This is a genomic window from Nocardioides taihuensis (genome assembly GCF_042657275.1).
Lineage (GTDB): Bacteria > Actinomycetota > Actinomycetes > Propionibacteriales > Nocardioidaceae > Nocardioides > Nocardioides taihuensis.
In genome coordinates, this window is the sequence record NZ_JBHSKD010000009.1 from 1 (window position 1) to 26,369 (window position 26,369).

The following is a 26,369-nucleotide window of genomic DNA, read 5'->3' on the forward strand; positions in this document are numbered from 1 at the left end:
CCAACCGCCACCCCAACGTCGTACTCAACACCTCAACCGGCAGCCAGACGAAACATCGAGGCTAACGGCGGGTCAGCGTGAGGGCGCTCGGTACGGTGGCGGCATGGTGCTGGTGCCGGGGGAGCGGATCGAGCGCTGGGTCACCAACTTCTGCGGGCGCCACGGCGAGACCGGTCTGGCCGTCGCCGACGGGGCGCTCACCGGCGCGGCCGCCGATGGGTCCACGTTCGAGGCCCACCTGCCGTTCGGCGCGGCGTACGACGGGCTGCCGGAGCCTGCCGCGTTCGCAGCGGCGGTGACGCGGCCGGAGGAGTGGGGCGTGCTGCTCGTGCGCAAGGGCGGCTTCGCCGTGGCCCGGCTCCGCGGCGCGACCCTGGTCGAGCACAAGATCGGGCAGCGCCACGTGCAGGGCCGCACCAAGGCGGGCGGGCAGAGCCAGCAGCGCTTCGCGCGGCGCCGCGACAACCAGGCCCGGCAGGCCTACGAGGCCGCGGCCGACCACGCCGCGCGGATCCTCGGGGAGCGGGCCGGCCTGCCGGTGGTCACCGGCGGCGACCACGCGGCCGTCGAGGAGGTGCTCGCGGACCGCCGCCTGGCCGGGCTCGTCGTGCACGAGCCGTGGCTGGCGGTGCCCGACCCGCGCCGCGCCGTCCTCGACCAGGCGGTGCTCGACGCGGGCGCGGTGCGGGTCGACGTGGTCAACGCCTGAGGCGACCCGTGGCGCACACGGGCGTCGGTTACCGGTATCCGGGGCGGTGCTCTGTCAGGATGTGCCCATGTGGCAGCCCCAACCCGGGTGGCTCCTGGTACCCGGCGGTACCGGCACGTCCACCGCCGGCATCTGGCGCACCGTGCTCGACGACCGACCGGTGGTCGTGAAGCGGTTCGTGGCCCCGGCCGAGCACGACCCGGTCGAGCTCAGCGACCCGCGACACTTCGCCTACTGGCGGCGCGCGGCCGAGGTCGCGCGCTCGGGCATCGTGACTCTGACCCCCGGCCTGCGGTCGCCCCTCGACGCCGTCGTCGAGGAGGACCTCGAGGGGATCACCCTCACCCAGGACTGGGTCGAGGACGGTGCGGTGAGCGGCCTGCTGGCGGCGCACGCGATGGGCCGGTTCGCCTCCTCCGACCTCGGCGACGCACCCTGGCTGGCCCGCGACCAGCTGCGGGCAAGGATCGAGCGGGTCGAGCGTCGCGGCGGCTGGACCACGCTCGCCCGCACCACCGTCTCCGACGTCGCCGAGCACCTGTGGCAGCGCCGCGAGCGGCTGCTCGACGAGCTCGACGCGCTGCCGCAGGTGCCGCAGCACGGTGACCCGGTGCCCGCCAACCTCCCCGGCCGCGAGGGCGACCACGTGATCGCGATCGACTGGGGCATGCTCGGCCACGGGCCGGTGGGTGCGGACCTCGGCTACTTCATGCTGTCCTCGCGCGAGTCGTTCGAGCCGCTGCTCGACGCCTACCTGATGGGGCTGCCGACCGGGCTCGCGACGGCCGAGCAGGCGACGCTGGGCGCCCGGGTGACCGCGGTGTTCACCGTGCTCACGCGCGCCGACTGGGCGCTGGCCCGGGTCGCCGACGGCGAGGGCGCCCTCGCCGCGAAGTACCGCCACCCCGCGGTCGCGCCGTACCTCCGAGCGCTGCAGCGCCAGTCCCCGCAGATCGAGGCGCTGCTCGCCTGACGCCGGGGCTGTGCCCCGGGCGTGCCCTACAGCTGGCTGGCGGAGAACGTGTCGCAGGCCTCGAGCGTGCCCTGCTGCACCCCGGTGAGGAACCACCGCTGGCGCTGCTCGGCCGAGCCGTGGGTCCAGCCCTCGGGGTTCACCTGCTGACCCGACTGCTGCTGGATCCGGTCGTCGCCGACCGACTTCGCCGCGGCGACCGCCTGGGCCATGTCGTCCTCGGTGATGTCGACCAGCAGCGGTTCCCCGAGCTCGTCGGTGGTCGTGGTCGCCTTGCCCGCCCAGATCCCGGCGTAGCAGTCGGCCTGCAGCTCGAGGCGTACGGCGTCGCTCGTGGGCCCCTGCTGGGTGCGGACCCGACCCATCGTGCCGAGGAGGTTCTGGATGTGGTGGCCGTACTCGTGCGCGAGGACGTAGGGCTCGACGAAGTCGCCGCTCGGGCCGCCGAGGCCCTGCTGCAGCACCTCGGGGAAGAATGTCGTGTCGAGGTAGATCACCTCGTCGGCCGGGCAGTAGAACGGGCCGACGTCCGCCGTGGCCGCGCCGCACGCGGTCGACACGGAGCCGGTGAAGGTCACCAGCTGCTGCTCGGGGTGGAAGGACTCGCCCTGCTGCCGCAGGGCCTGCGACCAGTAGCTGGTCAGCGAGTTCTCGACCGCGACCCGGGCGCAGTCGGGGTCGTTGTTGGCGTCCTCACCGGTCCGGCAGCTGTCGTAGCGGCCGGTGTCGTCGCTGGAGACCCGGCTCGCGTCGAGGCTGTCGTCGGGCAGGGTGAAGCCGCCGGTGCTGTCGCCCACGCACTGGGTCAGCACGATCAGCAGGATCACCACGATCACCGCCCCGATGCCGCCGCCGGCCTTGGTGCCGGTCGGGATCGGGATCTGCATGCCCCCGCCGCCGAAGCCGCCTCCACCGCCGCCGCCACGGCCGCGGTCGGACACGCGGCTGGTGTCGAGCCGGGCCTTGGGGTTGAAGCGCATCGGGAGTCCCTTCCCCCGCGGTCAGGCGCCCGGGTGGCCGCCTAGACTAGCCAGCCTCATGATCACCGCGCAGCACCTGGAGGTCCGCGTCGGTGCCCGCCTCCTCATGGCCGACGTCAGCTTCCGGGTCGCTCCCGGCGACAAGGTCGGCCTGGTCGGGCGCAACGGCGCGGGCAAGACCACCCTCACCCGCATCCTGGCCGGCGAGGGCCTTCCGGCTGCCGGCAAGGTCTCGGCCACCGGGTCGGTGGGCTACCTGCCGCAGGATCCCCGCTCCGGCGACCCGGAGACCCTGGCCCGTGACCGGATCCTCTCCGCGCGCGGCCTCGACGACGTCGTACGCCGCCTGCGCGAGTCCGAGCAGCAGATGGGCAGCGACGACGCGGACGAGCGCGAGCGGGCGATGCGCCGCTACTCGCGCGCCGACGCCGAGCTGCACGCCGGCGGCGGGTACGCCGCGGAGTCGGAGGCCGCCCAGATCGCGAGCAGCCTCGGCATCGAGGACCGCGTGCTCGGCCAGCCGCTGCGCACGCTCTCGGGCGGCCAGCGACGCCGCGTCGAGCTCGCCCGGATCCTCTTCTCCGACGCCGAGACCCTGCTCCTCGACGAGCCGACCAACCACCTCGACGCCGACTCGGTGATCTGGCTGCGCGACTTCCTCGCGGCGTTCAAGGGCGGGCTGGTCGTGATCAGCCACGACACCGCGCTGCTCGAGACCACCGTGAACAAGGTGCTCCACCTCGACGCCAACCGGGCCGAGATCGACGTCTACAACATGGGCTGGAAGGCCTACCTCCAGCAGCGCGAGACCGACGAGAAGCGGCGCAAGCGCGAGCGGGTCAACGCGGAGAACAAGGCCAAGACGCTCACCGACCAGGCCAACAAGATGCGGGCCAAGGCCACCAAGGCCCAGGCCGCGCAGTCGATGCTCAAGCGCGCCGAGAAGCTGATGGCCGGGGTCGAGGCCGAGCGGCAGTCCGACCGCGTGGCCCGGATCGCCTTCCCGAAGCCCGCACCCTGCGGGAAGACGCCGCTGACCGCCGCGGAGCTCTCGAAGTCCTACGGATCGCTCGAGGTCTTCACCGACGTCGACCTGGCCATCGACAAGGGCTCCCGGGTCGTGGTGCTCGGCCTCAACGGCGCCGGCAAGACCACCCTGCTGCGCATCCTCGGCGGCGTCGACCGCCCCGACACCGGCGTGGTCACGCCCGGTCACGGCCTCAAGCTCGGCTACTACGCCCAGGAGCACGAGACGCTCGACACCAGCCGCACGGTGCTCGAGAACCTCCACTCAGCGGCGCCCCAGCTCACCGACACCGAGGCCCGCTCCGTGCTCGGCTCGTTCCTCTTCTCCGGCGACGACGCGTACAAGCCCGCGGGCGTCCTCTCCGGTGGCGAGAAGACCCGGCTCGCCCTCGCCATCCTCGTCGTGTCCAGCGCGAACGTGCTGCTCCTCGACGAGCCCACCAACAACCTCGACCCCGCCTCCCGCGAGGAGGTGCTGGCGGCGATCCGCACCTACGAGGGCGCGATCGTGCTGGTCACCCACGACGAGGGCGCCGTCCACGCCCTCGAGCCCGACCGGGTGCTGATCCTGCCCGACGGCGTCGAGGACCTCTGGAACCCCGACTACGCCGACCTGGTCTCCCTCGCCTGACAGCGCGGCGACCTCCGCGCCGCCACACTGGTCTGCCCCACCGGGGTGGGGGAGCGCGCTCCTAGACTGCGCCCCATGAGCCCCGAGGAGCTGGCCGAGGCCGGCCTGCTGTACGCCGTCGACGGCGCCGTCGCCACGATCACCCTCCACCGGCCGGAGGTGCGCAACGCGCAGACGCCGCGGATGTGGCGGGCCCTGGCGGCGCTGGGCCGGGAGATCCCCGGCGACGTGCGCGTGGTGCTGGTGCGGGGGAGCGGGCACAGCTTCTCGGCGGGCCTCGACCGCGCGATGCTCGACCCGGCCAGCGCTGGCGACGGCACCGAGTCGGTGGCCGGCCTGCTGGCGCTGTCCGACGACGAGGTGTCGGCGACCATCGACGACTACCAGCAGGGCTTCACCTTCCTCCGCGACCCCCGCTTCATCAGCATCGCCGTGGTCCAGGGCTACGCCATCGGCGCCGGCTTCCAGCTGGCCCTCTCCTGCGACCTGAGGGTGCTGAGCGACGACGCCCAGTTTGCGATGAAGGAGTCTGCCCTCGGGCTGGTCCCCGACCTCACGGGAACAAAACCGCTGGTGGAGAGCGTTGGCTACGCCAGGGCACTGGAGATCTGCGTGACCGCGCGCATGGTGGGCGCCCGCGAGGCCGTCGACATCGGCCTGGCGACCGCCGCCGTACCGGCCACCGAGCTCGACGCCACCGTGGGCGACCTCGTCGCGGCGCTGACCGCGCCGATGCCGGGTGCGGCGCGGGGCACCAAGGCCCTGCTGCAGGGAGCAGCAGCCCACGACCTCGACACCCAGCGCCGCCTGGAGCGAGAGGCGCAGGTCGGGCGCTTCCGCGAGCTGGCGGCGCTGCTCGGCGCCGGGTAGGACTGAGGGACCGGGGGAGCCCGGCGACGAGAAGGAGACCGCGTGTCGCTCGGATCGGGGATGGGACCGGCGTGGCGCCACATGCGCACCGACCGGGACGCCGTGGCCAACCGCGTCGAGAAGGGCACCGTGCGGCGCGTGCTGGGCTTCGCGGGGCCGCACAGGGCCCTCATCACCTGGTTCCTGCTGGTGACCGTCGTCGACTCCTGCCTGGTGGTCGTCAACCCGCTGCTGGTCCAGCGCCTGATCGACGACGGCATCCAGAAGGACAACGGCCAGCTGATCACCGTGATCGCCGCCCTGATGGTGGTCGTCGCGGTGCTGGGGGCAGTCCTGTCCGTCGTGAGCGGCTACCTCTCGTCGCGGATCGGCGAGGGCTTGATCTTCGACCTCCGCACCCAGGTCTTCGCGCACGTCCAGCGGCAGTCGCTGGCGTTCTTCACCCGCACCCAGACCGGTGCCCTGGTCTCGCGGCTCAACAACGACGTGATCGGCGCCCAGCGCGCCTTCACCTCCACGCTCTCGACCGTGGTGGCCAGCTCGATCTCGGTGGTCGTCGTGGGCATCACGATGTTCGCCCTCAGCTGGCAGATCACCCTGCTCTGCCTGGCCCTGTTCCCGGTCCTGCTCCTCACCTCGCGCTGGGTCAGCAAGCGGATCGCCGGGCTCACGCACGAGCAGATGGACGGCAACGCCGACATGGGCAACGTGATGACCGAGCGGTTCAACGTCGGTGGCGCGATGCTGCTCAAGCTGTTCGGGCACCGCGAGACCGAGGACGCCCTGTTCGCCACCAAAGCCGCACGCGTGCGCGACCTGGGGGTGCGGATCTCGCTGATCACCCGGGTCTTCGTGGCGGTGATGCTGCTCATCCCGGCGATCGCGACCGCCCTGGTCTACGGCGTCGGCGGGCACCTGGCGGTCTCCGGAGCCCTCACCATCGGCACGCTGACCGCGCTGGCCACCCTGCTGCTCCGGCTGCTCGGGCCGCTGCAGAGCCTCTCCAACGTGCGCATCGACGTGATGACCGCCCTCGTGAGCTTCGAGCGGGTCTTCGAGGTGCTCGACCTGCCCTCGATGGTGCAGGAGGCCGACGACGCCGTGCCGCTCCCGCCGGGGGCCGCCAGCCTGGCCTTCGACCACGTCGACTTCACCTACCCCAAGGCCGAGGACATCAGCCTCGCCTCGCTCGAGGCGATCGCGCGCAAGGAGTCGCGCGAGTCCGGCGAGGTGCTGCGCGACATCACGTTCACCGCTGAGCCCGGGCAGATGGTGGCCCTGGTGGGCCCCTCCGGCGCCGGGAAGACCACCACGACGCACCTCGTCGCCCGGCTCTACGACCCGACCGCCGGCGCCGTCCGGATCGGCGGGCGCGACGTGCGCGGCGTGACGCTGCAGTCGCTCGAGGACACCGTCGGGTACGTCACCCAGGACGCCCACATGTTCCACGAGACGATCCGGGCCAACCTGCTCTACGCACGCCCCGACGCGAGCGACGAGCAGATCTGGGAGGCCCTCGAGGCCGGCCAGATCGCCCGGCTCGTCCGCAGCCTGCCCGACGGCCTCGACACCGTCGTCGGCGACCGCGGCTACCGGCTCTCGGGCGGCGAACGGCAGCGGCTCGCCATCGCCCGGCTGCTGCTCAAGGCTCCGGCGATCGTCGTGCTCGACGAGGCGACCGCCCACCTCGACAGCGAGTCCGAGGCCGCCGTGCAGCGCGCGCTCGACGCCGCCCTGGAGGGCCGTACGTCGCTGGTCATCGCGCACCGGCTGTCGACCGTGCGCAACGCCGACGAGATCCTGGTGCTCGACGAGGGACGCATCGTGCAGTCCGGCACCCACGCCGAGCTGCTGGCCCAGGGCGGGCTCTACGCCGACCTCTACCGCACCCAGTTCGTCGAGGACGCCACGACCGCTCCTGCGTGAGGCCCGGCCCCCTAGGGTCGGGTCCATGGACCTCGAGCTGCGCGACCGCGTCTTCGTCGTCACCGGAGGGGCCCGCGGGCTCGGCCGGGCCACCGCGGAGGTGCTGGTCGCCGAGGGGGCCCGGGTGGTGCTCTCCGGCCGGCACAGCGAGTCGCTGACCGCTGCCGAGCAGGCGCTCGGCGACGCCGCCGTGGGGCTGGTCGCCGACAACGCCGACCCCGACACCCCGGCCCGGCTGCTCCGGGCCGCGCAGGACACCTGGGGCCGCTTCGACGGCGCGCTGATCAGCGTCGGCGGACCGCCCCCCGGCACCGTGTCCGAGACCTCCGACCGCGCGTGGCGTGCGTCGTTCGACGCGGTGTTCCTCGGCGCGGTCCGGCTCGGCCGCGACCTCGGGGCGGCCCTGCCCCGCGGCGGCGCGCTGGCCTACGTCCTGTCCTCGAGCGTGCGCGCCCCGCTGGCGCGGCTCGCGATCTCCAACGGGTTGCGTCCCGGGCTGGCCATGGTCGCCAAGACCCTCGCCGACGAGCTCGGCCCCGCCGGGGTCCGGGTCAACGGCCTGATGCCGGGACGCATCGGCACCGAGCGGGTGGCCGAGCTCGACGCCTCGACCGGCGACGCGGAGGCGTCGCGCGCGGCCGCGATCGCGGGCATCCCGCTGGGGCGGTACGGCGAGCCCGAGGAGTTCGGGCGGGTGGCGGCGTTCCTGCTCTCACCCGCCGCGTCGTTCGTCAGCGGGGCGATGGTCCCCGTCGACGGCGGGATGCTCCGCGCCCTCTGAGGCTCCCCCTGACCCATCGACGCCGCCCCGCTGCTTGCGCCACTCGTCGTAGGCGAGGTAGCAGAAGCCGAAGACCGCCAGCACCCCGAAGAACCACCACTGCAGGCCGTAGAAGAAGTGCGGTCCGTTGTTCAGCTCCGGCAGCTCGGCCGGCTCCAGGGGTTGCTCGGGCTCCGGGTCCTCCGAGCGGAGGTCGAGGAACCCGCCGTACACCTCGCGGTCGAGCGCGGCCCCGATGGCCTCGCTCGAGATCGCCCGGGTGGAGCGGTCGGTGACCTCGGTGCTGTCGCCGGTCGCGTCCACGCGCACCCAGCCGGTCACGGTCACCTCGCCGGCCGGTGGATCCGGCACGTCGGCGGGGTCCGCCGCGGTGTTGCCGGTGGCGACCCAGCCCCGGTCGACCAGCACCGCCGTCCCGTCCTCGGTCACCAGCGGCACGACCGCGTCGACGCCCGAGGCGCCGTCCCGGGTCCGGTAGCGCACGACGACGGTGTCCTCGACGTCGTAGGTCCCGGTCGCCTGCACGACCCGCCACTCGTCGTCCTCGTCGACCTCGCGCCCGGGCGCCAGCACCTGGTCGACCGGGACGACGGGGGCGTTCTCGTTGCGCTCGACGATCGCGTTGCTCGCCTTGCGGTCCTCGAGGCGGCCGAACTGCCACTCGCCGAGCCACCACGCGAGCCAGGCGAGCAGCGCGACGACGATCGCGAAGAGGATCCACCTCCGCGTCGCCAGGAACCGCACCGAACGCCCGCCGCCCACAGGGGGCGAGGCTACTGGTGGCCCCCACGCCGCCCGCCGACGGCTCGGGTTCGTGGGGAGCGACCAGTAGGGTGTGCTGGTGACCACCCACGAGCTCCGCGACCGCTACGGCCGGGTGGCGACCGACCTCCGGGTGTCACTCACCGACCGCTGCAACCTGCGCTGCTCCTACTGCATGCCGGCCGAGGGTCTCGACTGGCTGCCGACCGACGACGTGCTCACCGACGACGAGGTCGTCCGCCTGATCACGATCGGCGTCCAGCGCCTCGGCGTCCGCGACGTCCGCTTCACCGGGGGCGAGCCGCTGGTCCGTCGCGGGCTGGTCGACATCGTCGCGCGCACGCGTGCGCTGGACCCCGACGTCGAGATCTCGCTGACCACCAACGCCCTCGGCCTCGCTCGCACGGCGCAGGCCCTCAAGGACGCCGGCCTCGACCGCGTCAACGTCAGCCTCGACTCGGTGCGACGCGAGACGTTCGAGCAGATCACCCGCCGCGACCGGCTCGACGACGTCGTCGCGGGCCTCGCCGCCGCCCACGAGGCGGGGCTGCAGCCGGTGAAGGTCAACGCCGTGCTGCTGCGCGGCGTCAACGACGACCAGGCGCCCGAGCTCCTCCGCTGGGCGATCGGCCACGGCTACGACCTGCGGTTCATCGAGCAGATGCCGCTCGACGCCCAGCACGGCTGGAGCCGCGAGGCGATGGTCACCGCCGACGAGATCTTCGTCCACCTCGACGCCGAGTTCGACCTGGCGCCGGCGCACGAGCCCCGCGGCTCCGACCCGGCCGAGTTGTTCCTCGTCGACGGCGGCCCGGCGAAGGTCGGCGTGATCGCCTCGGTGACCCGCCCGTTCTGCGGCGACTGCGACCGCGTGCGGCTCACCGCCGACGGCCAGGTCCGCAACTGCCTCTTCGCCCGCGAGGAGTCCGACCTCCGTACGGCGCTGCGGGCGGGGGCCTCCGACGCCGACATCGCCGCCCGCTGGGTGGTCGCGATGCGCGGCAAGCGCGCCGGGCACGGCATCGACGACCCGACGTTCCTCCAGCCCGACCGCCCGATGTCCGCCATCGGCGGCTGACGCCGGCCCGGCCTCAGTCGGCGGGGAGCTCGTCGGCCGGCACCACCTCGCGCAGGAAGCCGCGCGCGCCGAGGAAGTCACCGAGGCTCTCGCGGTGCTCCTCGCAAGCCAGCCAGGTCTTGCGTCGCTCGGGCGTGTGCAGCTTGGGGTTGTTCCAGCGCAGGCCCCACGTCGCGGGCGCGGTGCAGCCCTTCGCCGAGCAGGTGGGCCTGGCCGGCACGTCGTCGCTCACGGACCGCATCGTGCCACCCGGCTCCGGGTACTGCATGGCGGGCCCCGGACGGCCCGAAACGGGCTGAGACGGGCGGTGCCGGACGACCACGGGGGGAGTCGTCCGGCACCGGTGCCGGGCTGAGACGGGGGAGACCCAGCCGGCGACCGCGATTCTTGCACGAGGACGCGGGAAGCAAAAGATCCGTTCAGCGAGTTGTCGAACCGTTTTCCCGGGGCGTTCCGAGCTCACCACGACGGAAATCGGCGTCCCGGAGGTCCAGTTCGTCGGATTTCGTTCCGACGGCGTTGGCCATGACCACGGCGACGTACGGCAGCAGGACGGCGCCGGCCACGAGGACCCAGCGCAGCCACCCGGCACCCACCACGACCGCGCCCACGAAGCACAGGGTGCGGATGGTCATCGAGATCACGTAGCGGCGCTGGCGGGCCGAGATGTCGGCCTGCGGGCTGGTGGCCGCGGTGGTGATGCGGACCGGTTCGTCCGCCTGACCCCGTTGCCACACCATGCGCCCCACTGTACGTCGCTAGCCTAGGGGCTCCAGCGCGGCGGCAAGGGCCCCGCCCCGGCGGCCGGGAGGCCCCATGTCCAACCGCACCTACCGCGTGACCGAGATCGTCGGGACCTCGCCCGACGGCATCGACCAGGCCGTGCGCAACGGCATCGAGCGGGCCGGCCGGACGCTGCGCCACCTCGACTGGTTCGAGGTCACCCAGGTCCGGGGGCAGGTCAAGGACGGCGAGGTCGAGCACTTCCAGGTCGGCATGAAGGTCGGCTTCCGCCTCGAGGACGACTGAACGGCCCGGGGCGCGCCGCCCGGTTTCGGCTACTGCCGGGTAGTCGCTAGCGTCACGTGACGTGAGCGACCCCCAGAACTCGCCCCGGAGCGAGCCCCGATCGGTCCTGGTCACCGGCGGCAACCGCGGCATCGGCCGCGCCATCGCCGAGGCCTTCCTCGCCCAGGGTGACCGGGTGGCGGTGACGACGCGGAGCGGAGGCGCCCCCGAGGGGGCGCTCGACGTGCGCTGCGACATCACCGACCCCGCCGCCGTCGAGGCGGCGTTCGCCCAGGTGGAGGAGGCGCACGGGCCGGTCGAGGTGCTGGTGGCCAACGCCGGCATCACCGCCGACACCCTGTTGCTGCGGATGTCGGACGACGACTGGGCCTCGGTGATCGACACCAACCTGACGGGGTCGTTCCGGCTGGCCAAGCGGGCGAGCAAGGGGATGCTGCGGCTGCGCAGGGGGCGGATCGTCTTCATCTCCTCTGTCGTCGGGCTGCTCGGCTCGGCCGGCCAGGTCAACTACGCCGCCTCCAAGGCCGGGCTGGTCGGCATGGCACGCTCGATCGCCCGTGAGCTTGGCTCCCGCTCGATCACGGCGAACGTCGTGGCGCCGGGCTTCATCGAGACCGACATGACCGCCGTGCTGACCGACGAGCAGAAGGACGCGATCAAGGGGCAGGTGCCGCTCGGGCGGTACGGCACCGCCGACGAGGTGGCACAGACGGTGCTGTGGCTGACCGGCCCCGGCGCGGCGTACGTCACCGGGGCGGTCGTCCCGGTCGACGGTGGACTGGGAATGGGGCACTGAGCATGGGACTTCTCGACGGCAAGCGGATCCTGGTCGCCGGGGTCACGATGGACAGCTCGATCGGGTTCGCCGTGGCACGGGTGGCGCAGGAGCAGGGCGCGACGGTGCTGATCTCCAACTTCGGCCGGGCGCTCGGCATCACCCGACGGATCGCCAAGCGGCTGCCGGTCGAGCCGCCCGTGCTCGAGCTCGACGTGACCGACGACGACCACCTCGCCGGCCTCGCCGACGCCGTGCGCGAGCACGTCGACGGCCTCGACGGCGTGGTGCACTCGATCGCCTACGGCAACCCCGAGACGCTGCTCGGCGGCAAGTTCCTCGAGGGCCCGTGGCCCGACGTCGCCCAGGCGGTCCAGGTCTCTGCCTACTCACTGATGTCGCTGACCAACGCCTGCCGGCCGCTGATGACCGACGGCGGCTCGGTCGTGGGCCTCACCTTCGACGCCACGGTCGCGTGGCCGGCGTACGACTGGATGGGCGTGGCGAAGGCCGGCCTTGAGTCGTGCTCGCGCTACCTCGCCCGCGACCTCGGCCCGGAGGGGATCCGGGTCAACCTGGTCTCCGCGGGCCCGCTGAAGACCCTCGCCGCCAAGGCGATCCCGGGCTTCGAGGAGCTCGAGTCGATGTGGAGCGACCGGGCTCCGCTCGGCTGGGACGAGAAGGACCAGGGCCCGACCGCCAAGGCCGTGTGCGCGCTGCTGTCCGACTTCTTCCCCGCCACCACCGGCGAGATCGTCCACGTCGACGGCGGCTTCCACGCGATGGGCGCCTGACGAGCGAGTCTTCGACAGTCCCCGACGAGCTGGCCCCTGTACTGGCGAGTAAGGGGGCCAACTCGTCGGGGACTATCCGTCGGCGACCTCGTCCAGGAGGGCCAGGACGGCGGCGTGGATGCCGGGGGCGGTGCTCTCCCGCGGCCCGGCGACGTTGAGCACCGAGCCGTCGGGGAGGCTCGACAGCCAGGCGCGGACGGCGGGTGCTTCGTCGGTGCCGGCGAGCAGGTGAGGACGGCTGTGCTGCCGGGCCAGGTCGAGGGTGAGGGCGGTGCCGCCGGTCGGGTGCGCGCCCGGGAGCACGAGCAGGAGGGTGGCGTCGCTGTCGCGCACGTTCCACTCCGTGCGTTGTTCGTACGACGCGTCCGGCGTCTCGCGCAGCGGGTGCTCGGCCAGCACCCCGGGTGGGTCGGGGTGGTCCTCGGCGAGGCCGCCGCGCGGGCACCAGCCTGCGCGGTCGATGCCGCGGTTCCGGGCCCAGTCGAGGGCCGCGCGGTCGGCGCCGGTCTGTCCGCCGGAGACGATGCGGGCGACATGGGGGAGGCTCACGCGGCAAGGCTAGACATCGGTACCGTTCCCCGGTGACCTCCGCACTCGTCGAGCTCCGGGTCCTCGAGGGGCCCAACCTCTACTTCCCGCGGGCAGCGGTGAAGCTGACCCTGGACATCACGCACCTCGCCGCCGCCTCCGACGAGACCGCAGCCCGGCTGGCCCGGAGGATCGGCCTGCGCAACGCCCGTCCGGGTGCCCCGGACACCGGCTTCCGCGCCCGCTTCGCCGCCCGCGCGGTCGGCCGCCTGGTCCGTGCCGTCGCCGCCGAGTCGGGCACCACCCGCCTCGCCGTGCGGGTCCGGCCGACGTCCGACCCGCACGTGCTGGTCGTCGCCTACCCGTGGTCGCACCGCGAGCGTGCCCAGGAGATGGGGCGCGCGGTCGCGGGCGTCCTCGACGCGCTGCCGAGCGCCGACGTCGAGGACGCGGTCGAGGAGGCAGCGGCGCGCGTGCGTCAGAGCCCGCCCGGCGACCGGCCGACGACGCTGACGCCGTCGGTGCCGGTCGTGGCCGTCACCGGCACCAACGGCAAGACCACGACCAGCCGGATGATCGCCCACCTCGCCCGGACGTCCGGCAAGCTCGTGGGCTGGTCGAACACCGACGGCATCTACGTCGACGGTGACCTGGTCGAGGCGGGCGACTTCTCCGGCCCGAGCGGCGCCGGCCGGGTGCTCGCGCACGAGGGGGTGCAGTTCGCGGTCACCGAGACGGCCCGGGGCGGCATCCTGCTCAAGGGCATCGGCCTGACCCGCAACGACGTCTCGGTGGTCACCAACGTCTCCGCCGACCACCTCGGGCTGCACGGCATCGACACCCTCGACCAGCTGGCCGAGGTGAAGTCGGTCGTCCCCCGCATCACCCGCCGCGGCGGCTGGGCGGTGCTCAACGCCGACGACCCGCGGGTCTACGCGATGCGCACCGTCATCAAGGCGCAGCCGTGGGTGTTCTCGCGCGACCCGGACGCGCCGGCGATCCGCGAGGTGCTCAGCGCGGGCGGCCGCGCCACGACGGTCATCGACGGCTGGGTCGCGGTGCTGACGCCCGACGGCGACCCCGACCCGCTGGTCGAGCTCGTCGACGTCCCGATGACCCTGGCCGGCCTGTCCCGCTTCAACGTCGAGAACACCCTGGCCGCGGCCTCGGCCGGCCTCGCCGCGGGGCTGCCCCGCGCCGCCGTCGTCGAGGGCCTGCGCACCTTCCTCCCCGACCCGGAGCACAACCCCGGCCGCATGAACTTCTTCAGCCTGGGCGAGGTCTCCGTCGTCGTCGACCTCGCGCACAACGAGGCCGGGCTCGAGGCGCTGCTGGAGATCATGAACGGCGTACGTCGCCCCGGCGCCCGGCTGCTGCTCGCCGTCGGCGCCGTGGGCGACCGCCAGGACGACCTGATCGCCAAGCTCGGCGAGATCGCCGCCCGCGACAGCGACGTGCTGGCCATCGCCCACAAGGCCCACTACCTGCGCGGGCGCGAGGTCGAGGAGCTCGACGGCCTCCTGCGGGCGGGGGCCGAGCGGGTGGGCGTGACCGACGTCGAGTCGTTCCCCACCGAGGTCGACGGCCTGGCCGGCCTGGTCAAGCAGGCCGAGCCCGGCGACGTGGTGGGCCTGATGTGCCACGCCGAGCGGCAGCAGGTCTACGAGTGGCTCGCCGGGCACGGCGCGACCGCCGACGGCCCGGACGTGCTGGCGGCCAAGGTCCGGGCCGCGCGCGGCTGAGTCGGCAGGTCGGCGCTCAGTGCAGGTCGACCGTGAGCACGACGTGGCGGGTGTGGACGGCGTTGGTGGCGCGGGGGCCGGCGAACACCGAGTTCACCCCGAGGTAGGCCTCGTAGGTGGTGCCGTCGACGAGCTCCGGGGCCAGGAAGCGGACCGTGGTCGACCCACCGTGCGGGGCGCGGGCCAGCGGCAGCTCGCCCGGCTTGACCGTGACCCTCTCGCCCCCGACCTCGCCCACGCGGACCGACACGACGAACGGCCCCGGACCCCGGGTGCGGTAGGAGAACGACGCCTCGACCACGCCGGCGCGGGAGGCGGCGCCCGGTGCCTGGAACTGCAGCGGCGACACCTGGCCGATCCCGCCGGAGTCGCCGTCGTAGACCGCGCTCGGACCGGCGCCGTAGTAGCGGTGGACCCGCTCGACCGGGCCGGGCTGCTCGACGGTGGGCGCGAGCGCCTGGGCGGCGACGAAGCCTCCCGACCCGACGAGGACCAGCACGAGGACGGAGACGACACGGCGACGGAAGCTCATGCCCGACGGTAACCCGCGGCGGAGCGGTCGCAGGCGTGGCGCGGTCAGCTCTCCCCGGGCGCGACGTAGTCGGGATCGGCGGCCGGCGCGTCGACGCTGGCGCCGGCGCCGGCGTACGCCTGGTGCGACCAGTTCTCCAGCTCGGTCATCACCGCGGCGTGCTGGTCGACGCAGACCACGACGAGGTCGCCCTTGTTGGCGCGGCTCATCGCGTGGCGCACGGCGTCGATCTCCTCCAGCACGATCTCGACCTGCTTGCAGCGGGCACCGTCGGCCATGGCCTTGTGCACGCCCTCGCTCACGAGCTCCGCGATGTCGCCGCGCTGGCGGCCGCGCAGCGACTCGTCCTCGCGGATCACGAGCACGTCGAAGTGCTGGGCGGCCACGGAGCCGAGCTCGCGCATGTCCTCGTCGCGCCGGTCCCCGGCGGTGGCGATGATCCCGATCCGCGACGGGCGGGCCAGGTCGTGCGACGACGAGAGCGACTCGCCGACGCGGTCCACGAAGTCGCCGAGCATCCGCATGCCCGGCGCGTTGTGGCAGTAGTCGACGATCACGTTCACGCCGTTCACCTCGACCTCGTTGAGGCGCCCGGGGGAGAGGTAGTAGTTGGTCGAGAACGACCGCAGGCCCTGCCGGATGTCGTGCAGCGGCGCTCCGGCAGCGAACGCGGCGGCGGCGGCCGCCAGCGTGTTCTGGACGTTCATCCGGGCCCGGCCGCCGAACGTCGCCGGCAGCAGGTGGGTCCAGGCGAGCTGCATCTCGCGCCGCCCGTGCTTGACCACGATCATCTCGCCGCGGTCGGAGGGGTTGAGCACCAGCGCCTTGCCGCCGCGGCGGCAGTGGGCCTCGATCATCTCGCGGACCTCGCTGCCCGGCTCCTCCATCGAGAACCACACGACCTGGCCCGAGCAGCGCCGACGCATCTCGCGCACCAGCGGGTCGTCGGCGTTGAGCACGGCGTGGCCGTCGCGCGGGACCGCCTCGACCAGCACCGCCTTGACGTCGGCGAGCTGCTCGACGGTGTCGATGCCGCGCAGGCCGAGGTGGTCGGGCTGCACGTTGAGCACCACGGCGACGTCGTTGCGCTCGTAGCCCAGGCCCTCGCGCAGGATGCCGCCGCGGGCGACCTCGAAGACCGCGAAGTCGACGCGGGGGTTCTGCAGCACCATCCGCGCCGAGCGCGGGCCGGAGGCGTCGGCACGGATCAGCAGGCGCTCGTCGATCACGACGCCGTCGGTGGAGGTCATGCCGACCTTGCGGCCCATGCCCTTGAAGATGTGGGAGATCATCCGCGACGTCGTGGTCTTGCCGTTGGTGCCGGTCACCGCGACGATCGGGATGCGCGAGGGGGCGCCCGGCGGGAACAGCATGTCGACGACCGGCTTGGCGATGAACTGGGGCTCGCCGATGGTCGGGTGGGTGTGCATCCGGAAGCCCGGGGCGGCGTTGACCTCGCAGATCGCGCCGCCGGTCTCGCGCACCGGCTCGGTGATGTCGGGGCAGATGAAGTCGATGCCGGCGATGTCGAGCCCGATCATCCGGGCCGCCTCCTCGGCGATCTCGACGTTCTCGGGGTGCGCCTCGAAGGTGCGGTCGATCGAGATGCCGCCGGTCGACATGTTGCCGGTCAGCGCCAGCTTCACCATCTCGCCCTCGGCGGGCACGGAGTCGAGGCTGTGGCCCTGCCCGGCCAGCACCTCCTCGGCCGCCGCGTCGACCTTGATCCGGGTCAGCACCTTCTCGTGCCCGACGCCGCGGCGGGGGTCGGCGTTGGTGAGGTCGACGAGCTCGCGCACCGTGGAGCTCCCGTCGCCGGTCACGGACGCCGGCACCCGCTCGGCGATGGCGGCCATCCGGCCGTCGATGATCAGGCACCGGTAGTCCTTGCCGGTGACGAACGACTCGACGATCACCCAGCCGCGACGCGACTGCTCCTCCGCGATGGCGAACGCCTCGCGCACCTCGTCGGCGTCCTGGAGGTCGAGGCAGACGCCGCGGCCGTGGTTGCCGTCGAGGGGCTTGACCACCACCGGGAAGCCGATCCGCTCGGCCACCTTCACGGCCTGGTCGGCGGTGCGCACCGACTCCTGCTTGGGCACCGGCAGCCCGGCCGCGCCGAGCAGGGTGGTGGTGAGGTCCTTGTCGGAGGCGATGTCGACCGCGATGGAGGACGTCTCCGAGGTCATCGTCGCGCGGATCCGCTTGGCGTGGACGCCCTGGCCGAGCTGGACCAGCGAGTACTGGTTGAGCCGGATCCACGGGATGTCACGCGAGACGGCCTCGTCGAGGATCGCCTGCGTCGAGGGGCCGAACGCCGTGCGCTGCGCGCGCTTGATGAAGGCCTCGAGCTCGGCGTCCCAGTCGAACTCGGGATCGGCCTGCACCAGGTGGTTGACCAGGCGTACGGCGAGCCGTCCGGCGGCGAGCCCGACCTGCTCGTCGGCGTACCCGTAGACCACGTTGTAGACGCCCTCGCGGCCCTTGACCTGGCGGGTCTTGCCGCGCCGGATGTCGTGGCCGACCTCCTGCTGCAGCGCGAGTGCGCAGTGCTCGGTCACGTGGCCCAGCCAGGTGCCCTCGTGGAGCCGCTCGACGAAGCCGCCGCGACGCCCGCGGGAGCAGGAGTGCTCGCGCAGCCCCGGCAGCATCGTGACCAGGTTGTCGCTGAAGCCGGGCAGCGTGTTGGTGGGGAACTTCTCCAGGGAGCCGAGGTCGACCACCAGGTGGATCGACCTGTCGTAGGACCAGACGTTCGCGCCGCGGTAGACCCGGGTCTCGAGGATGCTGAGGTCGGGCTGGGGGCGTTCGGTCATGCGGTGGCTCCGTCCTGGTGCGGGGGTTCGGTGCGGTGGTGGCGGCGCGCCTGGCGCCGGCGCAGCTCGGCCGGTCCGACGTCGTCGGCGGCGATGTCGCGGGCCATGCGCTGCAGGTCACGGGTGACCTCGGCCAGCTCGGCGGCCTCCTCGGGGTCGTGCCGGGCGGGCTCGGTCAGCAGGACGCGGTCGGTGAGGTCGAAGCGCGACCCCGCCGGGAGCACGTGCAGCACCACGCCGCTGGAGAGCAGCGGGGACGACCGCTTGGCCTCGTAGGCGTTGGTGACGATCCGCGAGGGGTCGAGCACGGTGACCGCGCCGCGTCCGACGACGCGCATGACCTCGTGGCCGTCGCGCTCCTCCACGACGGCCGCGGTGTCCTCGTCGACCCCGATGCCGAGCAGGGACGGCGACTGGCTCACGATCATGAGCAACCGACCGTAGCGGTTGCGCTGGTCGAAGTGCTGGTCGATGACCGAGGACCGGAGCAGGCCGAGACCGGCGGCCACCTGGGTCATCCGCTGCTTGGGCGTCGAGCCGGGGCCGCCGAAGGCCACCATGTGGGAGGACTGGATGCTGGCGCCGGCCGAGGTGCCGGCCACCACCACGCCGCGCTGGTGCGCGGCCACGATCGCGTCACCGAACGGGGTGCCGCACACGACCGCCGAGAGCTTGAGCTGGTTGCCGCCGGTCATGAACACGCCCGTCGCCTTCTCCAGCTCGGCGACGAGCTCGGGGTCGTGGGCGTCCTCGCGGCTCTGGGGCCGCACCGAGACCACCTCGGCGGCCCCCAGCTTGCGGAACAGCGCGTCGTACACCTCGACGACCTCGGGTCCGAGGGAGGACGCGGTGGCGATCACCGCGATCCGGGCGTCGGGTCCGCCGCTCGCCTCCACGAACTCCGTGAGGATCGTGCGCTTGCGCAGCTTGTCCTCGGCGCCGCCGATGATCATGAGAGGTCCCGCGGGCATGACAGGGAGGCTAGGGCATGGAAGGGTGGTCGCGTGCAGTCGCAGCCCCGGCGCCTCCTCGTCGTCCGGCACGCGAAGGCCGAGCAGGAGGGTCCCTCTGACGTCGAGCGCGCGCTCGCGGCGCAGGGCCACCGTGACGCCGCCGCGGCCGGCCGCTGGTGCGCGGAGCGAGGACTCGTGGCCGACCACGCGTGGGTCTCGGCGGCCCGCCGTACCCAGGAGACGTGGGAGGACCTCGCCGCCGCTGCGGACTGGACCGTCGAGGGCTACGTCGACCCGGGTCTCTACGCCGCCGGCGTGGACACCGCCGTCGACCTCCTCCGCACCACCCCGGCCGACGCGACGACCGTCGTGGTCGTGGGCCACAACCCGACCATGTCGACGCTCGCGCAGCTGCTCGACGACGGCGAGGGCGACCCCGCCGCCGAGGAGGACATGGCGAGCGGCTACCCGACCTCCGGCCTGGCGCTCTTCGAGTACGACGGCGCCTGGGCCGACCTCAGCCTGACCTCGGCCCGGTTGGTCGCCTTCCACGTCGCGCGCGGCTGAGCTGGCGGGCCCGGGTGGTCGCGGTTGGTGACCAAACCGCAATTGAAAGCGGTGACGGCGTGCGGTTGGTGACCAATCCGCACACGGCCGACGGAGTTCACACGGGGGGAGCCGGGGTCTTGATGCCCGCCTCGGCGTCGGCCGCGACGATCTCCTCGCGCGAGATGCCGAGCAGGTACATGATCGCGTCGAGGTACGGCACGTTGACGGCGGTGTCGGCGGCGTCGCGCACCACCGGCTTGGCGTTGTAGGCGATGCCGAGGCCGGCGGCGCCGAGCATGTCGAGGTCGTTCGCGCCGTCGCCGATCGCCACGACGGATGCCGTGGGCACCTCGATCTCCGCGGCGAACTCACGGAGCGCGGCCGCCTTGCCGGCGCGGTCGACGACCTCGCCGATGATCTTGCCGGTGATCACGCCGTCGACCACCTCGAGCTCGTTGGCGCGGGAGTAGTGGATGCCGAGGTCGTCGGCGAGCCGGTCGGTGATCTGGCTGAAGCCTCCCGAGACGATGGCGAACCGGTAGCCGAGCCGGCGCAGGGTCCGCACCAGCGTCCGCGCGCCCGGGGCGAGCTCGATCGCGTCGTACACCTCGTCGAGGGCCGACGCCGGCGTGCCCGCCAGCAGCGCGACCCGCTCGCGCAGCGACTGCTCGAAGTCGAGCTCGCCGTTCATCGCGCGCTCGGTGACCTCGGCGACCTCCGCCTCGCAGCCGGCGTGGGCGGCGAGCATCTCGATCACCTCGCCCTGGATCAGGGTGGAGTCGACGTCCATCACGATCAGCCGCAGGCTGCGGCGCAGCAGCGTGGCGGGCTGGACGGCGACGTCGATGCCCTGGCGGGCGGCCTCGCCGGCGAGCATCGCCCGCAGCGCGTCGGGGTCGGAGCCGGAGACGTGCAGGTCGATCGCGGTGACCGGGTAGCGCGCCATCCGTTCGATCCGGTCGATGTTGGCGCCGCTGTCGGCGATCCGGCCGGCGACGGCCGCCATCGCGGTCGCCTTCAGCGGTGAGCCGATCACGGTGACGTGGGAGCGCCCCTCGCGCCGGGCGCGGTTGTCGCCCGTGCCCCGGTCGACCTCGACGTGCATGTCCAGCGCGGCAGCGGCGCGCTCGACCTCCTCGCGCACCCGCCTCCACTCGCGCGGGAGCGTGACCAGGACGCCCAGCACGAGGCGGCGTCGCAGCACGATCTGCTCGACGTCGAGCACCTCGACACCGGCCTGCGCCAGCGTGGAGAAGATCGTGGACGTCACGCCGGGCCGGTCCTTGCCGGTGAGCGTGATGAGGAGGGTCTCCGGCTTGGGGCCCGGTGCCGCGACGGGATCGGTCATGGTGCTCCGAGGGTAGTGCGGCCCACCCGGCGTCCCGTCAGTCCGGCCACATCTCGGGCGAGCACGCGGCCACCAGCGCGCGCCGGCCCGCGTGGGCCAGCGGGCGGAGCGCCGTACGCCGCTGCTCGGCCTCGAGCACGGTCAGCGCGCCGCCGTCGTCGACGAGCGCCAGGTCGACGACCGTGAGCGCGTGCAGGGCGCGCCCCGCGAGCGACAGGCACAGGGACGGTACGCCGGGCGGCGCGGTCACCGCGGACGGCTGTCGCAGGTCGGCGAGCTCGTCGGCGACTTCCGGGCGCCAGCGGGCGACGTCGAGGTCGGCGAGCGCGTTCGCCGTCTCGAGCAGCGCGCGGCGCAGGCCACGGTCGGCCTCGCCGACGTCGGGGAGCTGCCGGCGCTCGGCGGCGTGCACCGTCCAGTCCACGGACCCACCGACGCGCGCCGGCACCAGCCCCCGACCGGCGCCCACCGCGACGACGGCCTCCCCGGCCTCGAGCGCGGCATGGTTGAAGGCGGGCGGGCCGCCGAGCCCGACCGGATCGCCCTCCGCCGGCAGGGCCAGCCCCAGAGCGGTGGCGCCGGCGGTGCGCAACGGCCCCAGACCCACCAGGAACGGGTCGCCGCCGACCGTGTGCACGGCGTCCTCGCCGCGCACCGCGTCGAGCAGGCGGTCGGCGTCCACAGCGCCGCGCAGCCAGGCGGTGCCCCACCACGCGAGACGCGCCGAGTCGGGCAGGGGACGGTTCACGGCGACCGACCCTACGCTCGCTAGTGTGGCGGCCATGCCCGCCGTCCTCGAGCTCGCCGACGTCACGGTGCGCCGGGGGACCGCGACCCTGCTCGACGACGTCACCTGGGTGGTCCGCGACGACCAGCGCTGGGTGGTCCTCGGCCCCAACGGCGCCGGCAAGACCACGCTGCTGCAGGTGGCCTCGGCCCAGATGCACCCCACCGAGGGCGTGGTGGCGGTGCTCGACGAGATCATCGGCATGGTCGACGTCTTCGAGCTGCGCCCGCGGATCGGGCTGACCAGCGCCGCGCTGGCCGAGCGGATCCCGCGCGACGAGGCGGTCCGCGACGTCGTCGTCTCCGCGTCGTACGGCGTGGTGGGGCGCTGGCGCGAGCACTACGACGACCTCGACCACGCCCGCGCCGAGCAGCTCCTGCAGGAGGTCGGCGCCCTGCACCTGCTCGACCGCACGTTCGGCACCCTCAGCGAGGGCGAGCGCAAGCGGGTCCAGATCGCCCGCGCGCTGATGGCCGACCCCGAGCTGCTGCTGCTCGACGAGCCGGCGGCGGGCCTCGACCTCGGCGGGCGCGAAGACCTCGTCTCGACCCTGACCGTGCTCGCCCAGGACCCGACGTCCCCGGCCACGGTGCTGGTCTCGCACCACGTGGAGGAGATCCCGCCCGGGTTCACCCACGCGCTGCTGCTCCGCCAGGGCCGCGTGGTCGCCTCCGGACCGGTCGACGAGGTGGTCACCGAGGCCAACCTCGCGGCGACCTTCGGCATGCCGCTGGTGCTCACCCGCGAGGACGGACGGTTCGCGGCGCGCCGCCGTACCCGCCGGACCGCGGGCTGATCAGGCACCTCGCCCTAGGATCGGTGCATGGACTGGCTGAACGACAACGGGTGGTCGCTGTGGCTCGGCGCCGCGGTGCTGCTCGGCGTGGCCGAGATGTTCAGCCTCGACCTGATCCTGGGCATGCTCGCGGTGGGTGCCCTGGCCGGGCTCGTCACCTCGCTCGCGGGCGGGGCGTTCGTCCTGTCGTTCCTCGTCGCGATCATCACCGCGGTCGGCATGCTGGCCCTGGTGCGCCCGGGCCTCGTCGCCCGGCTGCACACCGGCCCGGACCTCCAGCTCGGCCACGGCAAGCTGGTCGGGCAGCAGGGCGTGGTCACCGAGACGGTCACCGCGCTCGCGCCCGGCCGCATCAGGCTGGCGGGCGAGATCTGGACCGCCCAGCCGTACGACGAGAACATCACCATCGCGCCGGGGGAGACGGTCGAGGTGTTCGAGATCCGCGGGGCGACGGCGTACGTCCACCCGATCCCCCGGCTCGAGTCCTGACCCCCACCCGTCCACGAGAGGAACCCGCATGACTGGCGCCGTGCTCCTGGTGTTGTTCGCCCTGATCTTCCTGTTCGTCGTCGTGCTGCTCGCCAAGACCGTGCGGATCATCCCGCAGGCGCGCGCCGGCATCGTCGAGCGCTTCGGCAAGTACAAGGAGACCCTGCCCGCCGGGCTCAACGTCGTGGTGCCCTTCGTCGACAGGGTGCGCTACCTCATCGACCTGCGCGAGCAGGTCGTGAGCTTCCCGCCACAGCCGGTGATCACCGAGGACAACCTCGTGGTCTCGATCGACACGGTCATCTACTTCCAGGTCACCGACCCGATCGCGGCGACCTACGAGATCGCCAACTACATCCAGGCGATCGAGCAGCTGACGATGACCACGCTGCGCAACATCGTCGGCGGCATGGACCTCGAGGAGACCCTGACCAGCCGCGACCAGATCAACTCCGGCCTGCGCGGCGTGCTCGACGAGGCGACGGGCAAGTGGGGCATTCGGGTCAACCGCGTGGAGCTCAAGGGCATCGACCCGCCGCCCTCGATCAAGGACTCGATGGAGAAGCAGATGCGGGCCGACCGCGAGAAGCGCGCCGTGATCCTCACCGCCGAGGGCCAGCGGCAGGCGGCGATCCTCACCGCGGAGGGGTCCAAGCAGGCCTCGATCCTCAACGCCGAGGGCGACCGCGAGTCGCAGATCCTGCGCGCCCAGGCCGACCGCGAGTCGCAGATCCTGCGGGCCCAGGGCGAGGGGCAGGCGATCCAGACCGTGTTCCAGGCGATCCACGACGGCCGGCCCGACCAGTCGCTGCTGGCCTACCAGTACCTGCAGATGATGCCGAAGATCGCCGAGGGCGACGCGAACAAGGTGTGGGTGATCCCGTCCGAGATCACCAAGGCCCTCGAGGGGCTCGGCTCGTCGATCCACGAGGTCGCCGGTATTCCGAAGCAGGTCGACGGCCCGCGCACCCGTGTCGACATGGGTCCGACCGAGCCGGCGCTGCCCGCCGACCGCGAGCTCTCCGACACCCATGCCAGCGTGCAGGAGGCCATCGCCGCGGCCGAGAGCGCCGCGAACCCCGGTCGCGCGTCTCGCGAAGAGCGGCTCGACGAGGCCCTGGGCGACGCCTCCGCGGGTGGCGCCGACGGGCCGCCGCAGGAGCCGCCGGCCCAGTGACGGGCGCCGCGTGACGCCGTTCGAGGTCGTCGCGATCCTGCTCGCCGGGGTTGCGGCCGGGACCATCAACACCGTCGTCGGGTCGGGGACGCTGATCACGTTCCCCACGTTGGTGGCCTTCGGGGTGCCCCCGGTGACCGCGAACGTCTCCAACACCGTGGGCCTGGTGCCGGGCTCGCTGTCGGGCGCGATCGGCTACCGCCGCGAGCTCACCGGGCAGCACGGCCGGCTGATGCGGCTCGGCTCCGCCTCGCTCCTCGGCGGCATCCTCGGCGCCGTCCTGCTGCTGTGGCTGCCCCCGGCCGCCTTCGACGCGATCGTGCCCGCGCTCATCGCGCTCGGGCTGTTGCTGGTGGTCACCGGCCCGGCGATCTCACGCCGGGTGACCGCCCGCGCCGAGGCCCGGGGCGGGCTCCCGGAGCACGGGCACTGGTGGGTGTGGCCGGCGGTCCTGCTGACCGGTGTGTACGGCGGCTACTTCGGCGCCGCGCAGGGCGTGCTGCTGATGGCCGTGCTCGGCATCGGGATCGCGGACGACCTTCAGCGTCACAACGCGACCAAGAACGTCCTGGCGATGATCGTCAACGGCGTGGCGGCGCTGGTGTTCATCGCCGTGGCCGACGTCGACTGGGCCGTCGCCGGCCTGATCGCGGTCGGCTCCGTCATCGGCGGCCAGCTCGGCGCGGGCGTCGGGCGCCGTCTGCCGCCCCTGGCCCTGCGGGCCGTGATCGTGGTCGTGGGCGTCACCGCCATCGTTGCCCTGCTCGCCGGCTGAGGTCTAGCGTCCCGGCCATGAGCCCCTGGGTGGACGACCGCGCGATCGAGATCGACGGACTGTCCTGGGCGGTGCGCCAGTCCGGCGCTCCCGACGGCCGCCCGCTCGTCTACTTCCACGGCACGCCGTCGTCGCGGCTGGAGACCGCCTTCGCCGACGACACCGCCGCCGCGCTCGGCGTGCGCCTGGTCTCCTTCGACCGTCCGGGGTACGGCGGCTCGGCGTTCGCGCCGTTCTCGCTGGCATCGGTGGCCGTCGACACCGGTCGGATCGCCGACGTGCTCGGGATCGACCGCTTCGCGACGACCGGCCAGTCGGGCGGCGGGCCGTTCTCGCTGGCGTGCGGCGCGGTGCTGGGGGAGCGGGTGACCCGGGTCGGGGTCACCTCCGGTGCCGGGCCGTTCGACCGGGTCCCGGAGCTGATGGCCGCCCTCGACGACAACGACACCGCCGCGGTCGCGCTGCTCCCGGACGCCGAGGAGGCGGCGCAGCAGTTCGCCGTCGGCTTCGAGCCCTTCCGCGAGCTGGCGTCCGCCGACGACGCGACCATCGTCGCCGGCTTCCGCCAGATGTGCAGCAGCCGCGACGGCCGCCTGCTCGACGACCCGCAGGTCGCCTCGGCGATCGCGGCGGGGCTCCGGGCGTCCCTCGTGCAGGGCTGCGAGGGAGCCGGCTGGGACAACGTGGCCTGGGTCGGGCCGTGGGACGTCGAGCTCGACGACGTACGCCGACCCGTCCACCTCTGGTACGGCGACGACGACCCCTTCTGCCCGGCCGTCGTCGGGCCGTGGCTCGCGCAGCACCTGCCCGACGCGACGCTGGTGCTGCGCGAGGGCGAGGGTCACCTGGGCGTGGTCGAGCACCGCGAGGAGGTGCTCACCACGCTCACGAGCGACTGAGCAGCCAGGGGACCAGGGGCGTCAGCCCAGCTTGCGCACGTAGGTGCCGCCGGCGAAGTTGTCGTGCCAGGCCTGACGGTTGACGGTGTCGTTGCTGATGCCGACCGCGATCATGATCACCGCGACCAGCTCGGCGATGCTGCCGACGATGCCGCCGATGATCGGGATGATGCCGAGGACGCCGAAGGCGACCCAGACGTTGCGGCGCACCGCCTGCTCGAGTGTCGGCTTCTGGCCGGTGGGCCCGTAGGTGTGGAGCTTGAGCACCATCTTGCCGACCGTCTGGCCACGGCTCGACTCCATGAAGGCGAAGTAGCCGAGGTAGATCGCGGCGGTCAGGATCGAGGTGACCGCGCCCACCGCGAAGCTGGTCCCGGTGTTCCACAGCATCCCGCCGCTGTCGCCCATGATGGCGCCCACGACGATCGCGCTGACGATGATCCCGTTGACCACGGCGAGGATGACGAAGTCGATCAGGCGGGCCAGGAAGCGGTCGAGCAGCTCGGCAGGGCGTTCGCCGGCGGGTGAGGCGGGCGGCTGGGAGGGCTGGGGCTGGGGCGGCGGTACCTCGGACATGGTTCCTCCAGAAGGACGGACGGGAGCCTTTCCACGGTAGGGCGTGGCGAGGTGCCGCCGTGGGAGGC

At 73.1% G+C, this 26,369-nt stretch carries 28 protein-coding genes; 17 read left to right on the plus strand and 11 right to left on the minus strand.

Features of this window, described 5'->3' with window-relative positions; all coding sequences use genetic code 11:
* Positions 1-103 precede the first annotated feature (103 nt).
* Together ACFPGP_RS09480 and ACFPGP_RS09485 are read left to right on the plus strand one after the other, a co-directional pair.
* Positions 104-709, plus strand: coding sequence for an acVLRF1 family peptidyl-tRNA hydrolase (locus tag ACFPGP_RS09480; RefSeq protein WP_378589539.1), 606 nt, complete (start codon positions 104-106; stop codon positions 707-709).
* 67 nt (positions 710-776) lie between these two features.
* The gene (locus tag ACFPGP_RS09485; RefSeq protein WP_378589541.1) at positions 777-1,682 is read left to right on the plus strand and encodes an aminoglycoside phosphotransferase family protein; all 906 of its coding nucleotides are present in this window, start codon (positions 777-779) and stop codon (positions 1,680-1,682) included.
* A 26-nt stretch (positions 1,683-1,708) separates the two neighbouring features.
* On the opposite strand, the gene ypfJ is transcribed toward ACFPGP_RS09485, so the two are convergent.
* Positions 1,709-2,662, minus strand: coding sequence for a KPN_02809 family neutral zinc metallopeptidase (gene ypfJ, locus ACFPGP_RS09490; protein WP_378589542.1), 954 nt, complete (start codon positions 2,660-2,662; stop codon positions 1,709-1,711).
* A 58-nt stretch (positions 2,663-2,720) separates the two neighbouring features.
* Between ypfJ and ACFPGP_RS09495 the strand changes: the two genes are divergently transcribed.
* The 4 genes from ACFPGP_RS09495 (at position 2,721) to ACFPGP_RS09510 (ending at position 7,896) form a co-directional block, all read left to right on the plus strand.
* On the plus strand, positions 2,721-4,319 hold the full coding sequence (locus ACFPGP_RS09495) for an ABC-F family ATP-binding cassette domain-containing protein (protein WP_378589543.1): 1,599 nt from the start codon (positions 2,721-2,723) through the stop codon (positions 4,317-4,319).
* 75 nt (positions 4,320-4,394) lie between these two features.
* Positions 4,395-5,189 (plus strand): enoyl-CoA hydratase/isomerase family protein, encoded by a 795-nt coding sequence (locus tag ACFPGP_RS09500; RefSeq protein WP_378589545.1) that lies wholly within the window; start codon positions 4,395-4,397, stop codon positions 5,187-5,189.
* A 42-nt stretch (positions 5,190-5,231) separates the two neighbouring features.
* Entirely contained in the window at positions 5,232-7,115 is a 1,884-nt protein-coding gene (locus tag ACFPGP_RS09505; protein ID WP_378589547.1) for an ABC transporter ATP-binding protein, read from the plus strand.
* Positions 7,116-7,140: 25 nt separating this feature from the next.
* Entirely contained in the window at positions 7,141-7,896 is a 756-nt protein-coding gene (locus ACFPGP_RS09510; protein WP_378589549.1) for an SDR family oxidoreductase, read from the plus strand.
* Here ACFPGP_RS09510 and ACFPGP_RS09515 read toward each other — a convergent pair.
* A complete protein-coding gene (locus ACFPGP_RS09515) occupies positions 7,828-8,658 on the minus strand; it encodes an SURF1 family cytochrome oxidase biogenesis protein (protein WP_378589551.1) in 831 nt (276 codons plus the stop codon). The genes ACFPGP_RS09510 and ACFPGP_RS09515 overlap by 69 nt on opposite strands.
* A 76-nt stretch (positions 8,659-8,734) precedes the next feature.
* Between ACFPGP_RS09515 and moaA the strand changes: the two genes are divergently transcribed.
* Entirely contained in the window at positions 8,735-9,736 is a 1,002-nt protein-coding gene (moaA, locus tag ACFPGP_RS09520) for a GTP 3',8-cyclase MoaA (RefSeq protein WP_378590110.1), read from the plus strand.
* 13 nt (positions 9,737-9,749) lie between these two features.
* Here moaA and ACFPGP_RS09525 read toward each other — a convergent pair whose 3' ends face one another.
* Both ACFPGP_RS09525 and ACFPGP_RS09530 read right to left on the minus strand, forming a co-directional pair.
* Positions 9,750-9,968, minus strand: coding sequence for a hypothetical protein (locus tag ACFPGP_RS09525; RefSeq protein ID WP_378589552.1), 219 nt, complete (start codon positions 9,966-9,968; stop codon positions 9,750-9,752).
* A 187-nt stretch (positions 9,969-10,155) separates the two neighbouring features.
* The gene (locus ACFPGP_RS09530; protein WP_378589554.1) at positions 10,156-10,476 is read right to left on the minus strand and encodes a DUF3099 domain-containing protein; all 321 of its coding nucleotides are present in this window, start codon (positions 10,474-10,476) and stop codon (positions 10,156-10,158) included.
* Between the two features lie 76 nt (positions 10,477-10,552).
* On the opposite strand from ACFPGP_RS09530, the gene ACFPGP_RS09535 reads away from it, so the two are divergent.
* From ACFPGP_RS09535 to fabI, 3 genes are all read left to right on the plus strand, one after another.
* The gene (locus ACFPGP_RS09535) at positions 10,553-10,765 is read left to right on the plus strand and encodes a dodecin (protein WP_378589556.1); all 213 of its coding nucleotides are present in this window, start codon (positions 10,553-10,555) and stop codon (positions 10,763-10,765) included.
* Positions 10,766-10,826: 61 nt separating this feature from the next.
* Positions 10,827-11,561, plus strand: a complete 735-nt coding sequence (fabG, locus tag ACFPGP_RS09540; protein WP_378589558.1) for a 3-oxoacyl-ACP reductase FabG — start codon at positions 10,827-10,829, stop codon at positions 11,559-11,561.
* A 2-nt stretch (positions 11,562-11,563) separates the two neighbouring features.
* Positions 11,564-12,334 carry an enoyl-ACP reductase FabI gene (fabI, locus tag ACFPGP_RS09545; protein WP_378589560.1) on the plus strand — a complete coding sequence of 257 codons (771 nt, stop codon included), beginning with the start codon at positions 11,564-11,566 and terminating at the stop codon, positions 12,332-12,334.
* A 72-nt stretch (positions 12,335-12,406) separates the two neighbouring features.
* Here the strand turns inward: fabI and ACFPGP_RS09550 are convergent, their stop codons facing one another.
* Entirely contained in the window at positions 12,407-12,883 is a 477-nt protein-coding gene (locus ACFPGP_RS09550; protein ID WP_378589561.1) for a putative molybdenum carrier protein, read from the minus strand.
* Between the two features lie 32 nt (positions 12,884-12,915).
* Between ACFPGP_RS09550 and ACFPGP_RS09555 the strand changes: the two genes are divergently transcribed.
* Positions 12,916-14,604, plus strand: a complete 1,689-nt coding sequence (locus ACFPGP_RS09555; RefSeq protein ID WP_378589563.1) for a Mur ligase family protein — start codon at positions 12,916-12,918, stop codon at positions 14,602-14,604.
* A 16-nt stretch (positions 14,605-14,620) separates the two neighbouring features.
* Here ACFPGP_RS09555 and ACFPGP_RS09560 read toward each other — a convergent pair whose 3' ends face one another.
* From ACFPGP_RS09560 to ACFPGP_RS09570, 3 genes are read right to left on the minus strand one after another with little or no spacing between them, the layout of a single operon-like run.
* A complete protein-coding gene (locus ACFPGP_RS09560; RefSeq protein WP_378589565.1) occupies positions 14,621-15,136 on the minus strand; it encodes a hypothetical protein in 516 nt (171 codons plus the stop codon).
* Between the two features lie 44 nt (positions 15,137-15,180).
* Positions 15,181-17,952 (minus strand): cyanophycin synthetase, encoded by a 2,772-nt coding sequence (gene cphA, locus ACFPGP_RS09565; protein WP_378589567.1) that lies wholly within the window; start codon positions 17,950-17,952, stop codon positions 15,181-15,183.
* Entirely contained in the window at positions 17,949-18,923 is a 975-nt protein-coding gene (locus ACFPGP_RS09570; RefSeq protein ID WP_378589569.1) for a cyanophycinase, read from the minus strand. The genes cphA and ACFPGP_RS09570 overlap by 4 nt, the downstream gene beginning before the upstream one ends.
* A 33-nt stretch (positions 18,924-18,956) precedes the next feature.
* On the opposite strand from ACFPGP_RS09570, the gene ACFPGP_RS09575 reads away from it, so the two are divergent.
* Positions 18,957-19,472 (plus strand): SixA phosphatase family protein, encoded by a 516-nt coding sequence (locus ACFPGP_RS09575; RefSeq protein WP_378589570.1) that lies wholly within the window; start codon positions 18,957-18,959, stop codon positions 19,470-19,472.
* 97 nt (positions 19,473-19,569) lie between these two features.
* On the opposite strand, the gene serB is transcribed toward ACFPGP_RS09575, so the two are convergent.
* Both serB and ACFPGP_RS09585 read right to left on the minus strand, forming a co-directional pair.
* Positions 19,570-20,802, minus strand: a complete 1,233-nt coding sequence (serB, locus tag ACFPGP_RS09580; protein ID WP_378589572.1) for a phosphoserine phosphatase SerB — start codon at positions 20,800-20,802, stop codon at positions 19,570-19,572.
* A gap of 37 nt (positions 20,803-20,839) precedes the next feature.
* A complete protein-coding gene (locus ACFPGP_RS09585; protein ID WP_378589573.1) occupies positions 20,840-21,550 on the minus strand; it encodes a hypothetical protein in 711 nt (236 codons plus the stop codon).
* A gap of 34 nt (positions 21,551-21,584) precedes the next feature.
* On the opposite strand from ACFPGP_RS09585, the gene ACFPGP_RS09590 reads away from it, so the two are divergent.
* The 5 genes from ACFPGP_RS09590 to ACFPGP_RS09610 are packed head-to-tail and all read left to right on the plus strand — an operon-like array spanning position 21,585 to position 25,725.
* Positions 21,585-22,385: an ABC transporter ATP-binding protein gene (locus ACFPGP_RS09590; protein WP_378589575.1), complete on the plus strand. Its 801-nt coding sequence runs from the start codon at positions 21,585-21,587 to the stop codon at positions 22,383-22,385.
* Between the two features lie 27 nt (positions 22,386-22,412).
* Positions 22,413-22,874, plus strand: coding sequence for an NfeD family protein (locus ACFPGP_RS09595; RefSeq protein WP_378589578.1), 462 nt, complete (start codon positions 22,413-22,415; stop codon positions 22,872-22,874).
* A 28-nt stretch (positions 22,875-22,902) separates the two neighbouring features.
* On the plus strand, positions 22,903-24,051 hold the full coding sequence (locus ACFPGP_RS09600; RefSeq protein ID WP_378589580.1) for an SPFH domain-containing protein: 1,149 nt from the start codon (positions 22,903-22,905) through the stop codon (positions 24,049-24,051).
* Positions 24,052-24,061: 10 nt separating this feature from the next.
* Positions 24,062-24,826: a sulfite exporter TauE/SafE family protein gene (locus tag ACFPGP_RS09605; protein WP_378589582.1), complete on the plus strand. Its 765-nt coding sequence runs from the start codon at positions 24,062-24,064 to the stop codon at positions 24,824-24,826.
* 17 nt (positions 24,827-24,843) lie between these two features.
* On the plus strand, positions 24,844-25,725 hold the full coding sequence (locus ACFPGP_RS09610) for an alpha/beta fold hydrolase (RefSeq protein WP_378589584.1): 882 nt from the start codon (positions 24,844-24,846) through the stop codon (positions 25,723-25,725).
* Positions 25,726-25,746: 21 nt separating this feature from the next.
* On the opposite strand, the gene ACFPGP_RS09615 is transcribed toward ACFPGP_RS09610, so the two are convergent.
* Positions 25,747-26,301 carry an RDD family protein gene (locus ACFPGP_RS09615; RefSeq protein ID WP_378589586.1) on the minus strand — a complete coding sequence of 185 codons (555 nt, stop codon included), beginning with the start codon at positions 26,299-26,301 and terminating at the stop codon, positions 25,747-25,749.
* Between the last annotated feature and the right edge of the window lie 68 nt (positions 26,302-26,369).

Coding starts and splice junctions, on each gene's coding strand:
- fabI (WP_378589560.1), top strand. CDS start 11,564: ATGGGACTTCTCGACGGCAAGCGGATCCTGGTCGCCGGGGTCACGATG.
- serB (WP_378589572.1), bottom strand. CDS start 20,802: ATGACCGATCCCGTCGCGGCACCGGGCCCCAAGCCGGAGACCCTCCTC.
- ACFPGP_RS09615 (WP_378589586.1), bottom strand. CDS start 26,301: ATGTCCGAGGTACCGCCGCCCCAGCCCCAGCCCTCCCAGCCGCCCGCC.
- ACFPGP_RS09590 (WP_378589575.1), top strand. CDS start 21,585: ATGCCCGCCGTCCTCGAGCTCGCCGACGTCACGGTGCGCCGGGGGACC.
- ACFPGP_RS09510 (WP_378589549.1), top strand. CDS start 7,141: ATGGACCTCGAGCTGCGCGACCGCGTCTTCGTCGTCACCGGAGGGGCC.
- ACFPGP_RS09570 (WP_378589569.1), bottom strand. CDS start 18,923: ATGCCCGCGGGACCTCTCATGATCATCGGCGGCGCCGAGGACAAGCTG.
- ACFPGP_RS09485 (WP_378589541.1), top strand. CDS start 777: ATGTGGCAGCCCCAACCCGGGTGGCTCCTGGTACCCGGCGGTACCGGC.
- ACFPGP_RS09535 (WP_378589556.1), top strand. CDS start 10,553: ATGTCCAACCGCACCTACCGCGTGACCGAGATCGTCGGGACCTCGCCC.
- ACFPGP_RS09600 (WP_378589580.1), top strand. CDS start 22,903: ATGACTGGCGCCGTGCTCCTGGTGTTGTTCGCCCTGATCTTCCTGTTC.
- ACFPGP_RS09595 (WP_378589578.1), top strand. CDS start 22,413: ATGGACTGGCTGAACGACAACGGGTGGTCGCTGTGGCTCGGCGCCGCG.
- ACFPGP_RS09500 (WP_378589545.1), top strand. CDS start 4,395: ATGAGCCCCGAGGAGCTGGCCGAGGCCGGCCTGCTGTACGCCGTCGAC.
- ACFPGP_RS09495 (WP_378589543.1), top strand. CDS start 2,721: ATGATCACCGCGCAGCACCTGGAGGTCCGCGTCGGTGCCCGCCTCCTC.
- ACFPGP_RS09560 (WP_378589565.1), bottom strand. CDS start 15,136: ATGAGCTTCCGTCGCCGTGTCGTCTCCGTCCTCGTGCTGGTCCTCGTC.
- ypfJ (WP_378589542.1), bottom strand. CDS start 2,662: ATGCGCTTCAACCCCAAGGCCCGGCTCGACACCAGCCGCGTGTCCGAC.
- ACFPGP_RS09530 (WP_378589554.1), bottom strand. CDS start 10,476: ATGGTGTGGCAACGGGGTCAGGCGGACGAACCGGTCCGCATCACCACC.
- ACFPGP_RS09610 (WP_378589584.1), top strand. CDS start 24,844: ATGAGCCCCTGGGTGGACGACCGCGCGATCGAGATCGACGGACTGTCC.
- ACFPGP_RS09480 (WP_378589539.1), top strand. CDS start 104: ATGGTGCTGGTGCCGGGGGAGCGGATCGAGCGCTGGGTCACCAACTTC.
- cphA (WP_378589567.1), bottom strand. CDS start 17,952: ATGACCGAACGCCCCCAGCCCGACCTCAGCATCCTCGAGACCCGGGTC.